Annotated in this window: 5 protein-coding genes and 1 pseudogene; 2 read left to right on the top strand and 4 right to left on the bottom strand. The window is 63.8% G+C overall.

What is annotated here, in order from left to right:
* Both B3T59_RS00625 and kdpF read right to left on the bottom strand, forming a co-directional pair.
* A partial coding sequence (locus B3T59_RS00625; RefSeq protein ID WP_287001246.1) for a potassium-transporting ATPase subunit KdpA occupies positions 1-743 on the bottom strand: 743 nt, incomplete at its 3' end.
* 2 nt (positions 744-745) lie between these two features.
* Entirely contained in the window at positions 746-844 is a 99-nt protein-coding gene (gene kdpF, locus B3T59_RS00620; protein WP_064861331.1) for a K(+)-transporting ATPase subunit F, read from the bottom strand.
* A gap of 360 nt (positions 845-1204) precedes the next feature.
* Here kdpF and B3T59_RS00615 point away from each other — a divergent pair, with 360 nt between their 5' ends.
* Entirely contained in the window at positions 1205-1702 is a 498-nt protein-coding gene (locus tag B3T59_RS00615; protein ID WP_005209233.1) for a DUF6611 family protein, read from the top strand.
* On the opposite strand, the gene B3T59_RS00610 is transcribed toward B3T59_RS00615, so the two are convergent.
* Complete coding sequence (locus B3T59_RS00610) at positions 1689-2078, bottom strand: PPOX class F420-dependent oxidoreductase (RefSeq protein ID WP_005209231.1); 390 nt, start codon at positions 2076-2078, stop codon at positions 1689-1691. The genes B3T59_RS00615 and B3T59_RS00610 overlap by 14 nt on opposite strands.
* Positions 2079-2115: 37 nt before the next feature.
* Positions 2116-2886 carry a maleate cis-trans isomerase family protein gene (locus tag B3T59_RS00605; protein ID WP_005209229.1) on the bottom strand — a complete coding sequence of 257 codons (771 nt, stop codon included), beginning with the start codon at positions 2884-2886 and terminating at the stop codon, positions 2116-2118.
* Positions 2887-3081: 195 nt separating this feature from the next.
* Here B3T59_RS00605 and B3T59_RS00600 point away from each other — a divergent pair.
* Positions 3082-3292 (top strand): annotated as a pseudogene (locus B3T59_RS00600) (HNH endonuclease); the annotation flags it as partial.

Here is a 3292-nt window from a genome sequence, read left to right as displayed (position 1 = left end):
GTCGGGTTCTCGAACGGATGCGCCGAGTTCGCCGACAGCGTGCCGCCGCCGTTGGTTCCGAGTTCCTTGATCGCCTCCTGAGAAGCGAACGGCCCCACCATGCTTCGGGAAGGATCACCCGACATCGTCGTAAAGCCGAAGCCGCTGTGCCACGACTGCACCACACCCTGAGTCAGCAGCAGAATCGCGACGATCACGCTGAGCGGCAGGAGAATACGGACGCACGTACGCGTCAGGTCGACCCAGAAGTTGCCGATCAGTCCGTCGCCGCGTCGATTCACCAACCCTCTGATGAGCGCGACGGCCACAGCCATGCCGACGGCGGCAGACACGAAGTTCTGCACCGCGAGTCCGAGCATCTGGGAAAGGTTGCTCATCACCACTTCTGGCGAATACGACTGCCAGTTGGTGTTGGTGACAAACGAGACCGCGGTGTTGAACGCCGTCGCCGGATTCACACCTGGCTTGCCGTCCGACCAGGGCAACACGCCCTGCAGCCGCTGCAGCAGGTAGAGGAACAGAAACGAGATCAGCGAAAAGGCCAGTACCGCAAGCACGTAGCCGACCCACGTCTGTTCGCGTCGGGCGTCGACGCGAGCCAACGAGTAGATCGCGCGCTCGGGCAGCAGGTCGCGAGTGCTGCGGTACACGCGGGCCATGTAGTCGCCCAGCGGCACGTAGACGACTGCGAGAACCAGGACGACGAACGCCACCTGGAGCGCCCCCGCAAGGGATGAATTCACGTTCAGAACCTTTCCGGCTTGATCAGCGCGATCATGAGGTAGATCGCTGTCGCCGCCGACAGGACCAGCAGAACCACGTTCAACACTCCGTCTGCAGTCATCGGCCGATCCTCGCGTCGACGCCCCGGACCACCAGGACACATAGCGCGAAGCCGATCAACGCGGCGAGTACATAAAGCACATCGGCCACTTGTCACACACTCCTTGGCTGGGCATGCCGAACGTCGAGCTGGCGAACGGCGCACCACAGCTTCTGTCTAATTCGTCTGTGTAGGAAGACCTCTTAACGCGTTCCATACGCGGCACCGGGGTTTGTTGACGCAACCTTCGCGCCGACCGACTCAGCCGTGCAGCGGGCCTCGTCAAAGGCGCGTCAAAGGCGCGGCAAGATCTGCGATCACGGCGTCGAGAAGTCGTGAGGAATACGCTCTCCCGCGTGTGTAGGAGTTAGAACCGATCACATGAACGAGTCAGGATCGTCGCGCTGGGGATACGTCCAGGTCGGCTACGCGCGCCATTGGATCTGCCATCGCATCGTCGTGTATCCGCCCGGCGCCAGCGAGGACGACGCGCGCTGGCTGCGCCTGTGGCGAGCACTGCCCTTCGTCGCGATCGCCACGGTGTTGACCGCCGCACTGATCGCGTCGTGGATGGGTGGCTCCGGGCTTGCTGGACTACTGAGTGGAATGGTCGTCGCGTGCGCAACGGTCGTGGTCGTCGGGCAGCGCACACATCTGGTGCGCACGCAGACACGCACCATGGAGGCGTGGACCGGTTACGGAGCCGACGCCACTGCCCGAGCTACCCGGCGGAGCATCTGCGACCTCGCCGCCCTCCTGCGCGACGCCGATGGTCGTCTCGCTTCAGGTGCGATCAGTCCCGTCGAACACGAAATGGTTTGGGCGCGTTGCTATCACGAGATTCCTGCTGCGCGGAGGCGTCGACTCAGCGCGGTGTGATCGCGATGCCGATCGTACCGTCCTTGCCGCGACGGATCAGGCTCGCCTTGACGAGAACCCAGCCGACGATGCCGTACTTCTTCGAGATCGCACTGCGCGCGTGATCGGTACCGGCGGCGTCGAGGATCGTCGCGGTTCCGTCCACCGGTTGACCCCGGAGCTTCGTGCCGCGGACATCACATGCCTGGACGACGACGTGCGGGTCGCGTCGAATCCGCTTGACCTTCCACGAGTCGGTCTCGGTCCACATCACCAGCGACTCGCCGTCGTAGGCCGCCCACAGAGGCGACGCCACGGGCGTCCCGTCTTTGCGAAAAGTGGTGAGCTGCACGTACTTTGCATCGGTCGCTGCGTCGAACGGCTTATCGGTGGCCATACCCAACCCTACGTTGCTCAACCCATGCAGGGGTCGATCATGCGGCGCGCGCGAACAGCGACTGGTCGGCAGCAGGTACCGCGTAGGAGTGAGTGATCCCTGGCGACAGCACGCCGGCGTCGACGAGCGTCGCCCACGCGGTCACCTGGTTGGCCGAGAGCACCGGCTTGCCGAGTTCGGCTTCGAGTGCGCCGAGGACGTCGTAGGTCCAGAGGTTGGTGCAGGACACGAAGATCGCGTCGGCGTCCGGATGGTCGGCGCCACGGATCAGATCGGCCGTGACCGAATACGGAATGGTCCAGATGTCGTGGTCACGACCGAGTCCGGCCTGCGCCACCACGCTGCGTCCGGCCTGCGCGAGAAAGTCGCACAGCAACCCGGTGAGCGCATTCGTATAGGGCGTCGCCACGGCGATCCGACTGATCCCCAACGCATCCAACGCACGCAACAGCGCTTCCGACGTCGTCACCGCCCGCTGCGCACCGGCACCCATCATGCAGTTGGAGAGTTCGACTGCCCCCGAGATGCCGTAGACAAAGCTGCCCGACGCACACGCGTACGCGTATGCACTGGGCCGAACGGCCGAAATCGCGCGCACCGCCGCCGCGATCTCGGCGTGGTTGTTCAGGTCCTTGCACATGTCGACGTCGACCGGGGCGTCGATGAATCCGGTTCGGGTGAAATGCAGCGAGACGCCGTCGGGCATCCAGCGCCACAGTTCGCGGTCGAGAGCCATATCGAACGGGCAGACGATCCCGATGCCAACCTGCTCGCCGGGGCCATCACCCCACCCGAATTCGTACTCCATGCAGGCATGATGACACATTGTCGGATTGTTGACAGTTCGAGCGCGCAAGTCACGCAGCACGCGGATTCGACGTCTAGGTGGCGATATTCCACAGCCGTTCTCCGACGTGTCCGAATTGTCGTACCCGCCCTGTAGCGTTGTTGTCAGATCGAACACACAAGCGATCACCGACAACACGGCGAAAAGGGGGTGGCCATGACCGACATCATCGACGACCACACCCCGACGTCACCGTTCCCTCATTCACCGCTCTCATTCACCGCCGCCGACGTCGACACGATCAGTCACCTCTCCGGTGTCGAACTCAACGACGTCGCCCGCACCACCCAACGCCTCGCACGCCAAGCCGAAGCACGCACCGCACTGCTGGCCTACCGCATCGGCCAATCGATCGCCGACGACATGC

This window comes from Gordonia sp. UBA7860, from assembly GCF_002500165.1.
Taxonomy (GTDB): domain Bacteria; phylum Actinomycetota; class Actinomycetes; order Mycobacteriales; family Mycobacteriaceae; genus Gordonia; species Gordonia sputi.
This window is presented reverse-complemented; position numbering and strand designations above follow the sequence as displayed.

Excerpts from the sequence above, each read along its gene's own strand:
- kdpF (WP_064861331.1), bottom strand. The coding sequence starts at position 844 with ATGACTGCAGACGGAGTGTTGAACGTGGTTCTGCTGGTCCTGTCGGCG.
- B3T59_RS00615 (WP_005209233.1), top strand. The coding sequence starts at position 1,205 with ATGAACGAGTCAGGATCGTCGCGCTGGGGATACGTCCAGGTCGGCTAC.
- B3T59_RS00610 (WP_005209231.1), bottom strand. The coding sequence starts at position 2,078 with ATGGCCACCGATAAGCCGTTCGACGCAGCGACCGATGCAAAGTACGTG.
- B3T59_RS00605 (WP_005209229.1), bottom strand. The coding sequence starts at position 2,886 with ATGGAGTACGAATTCGGGTGGGGTGATGGCCCCGGCGAGCAGGTTGGC.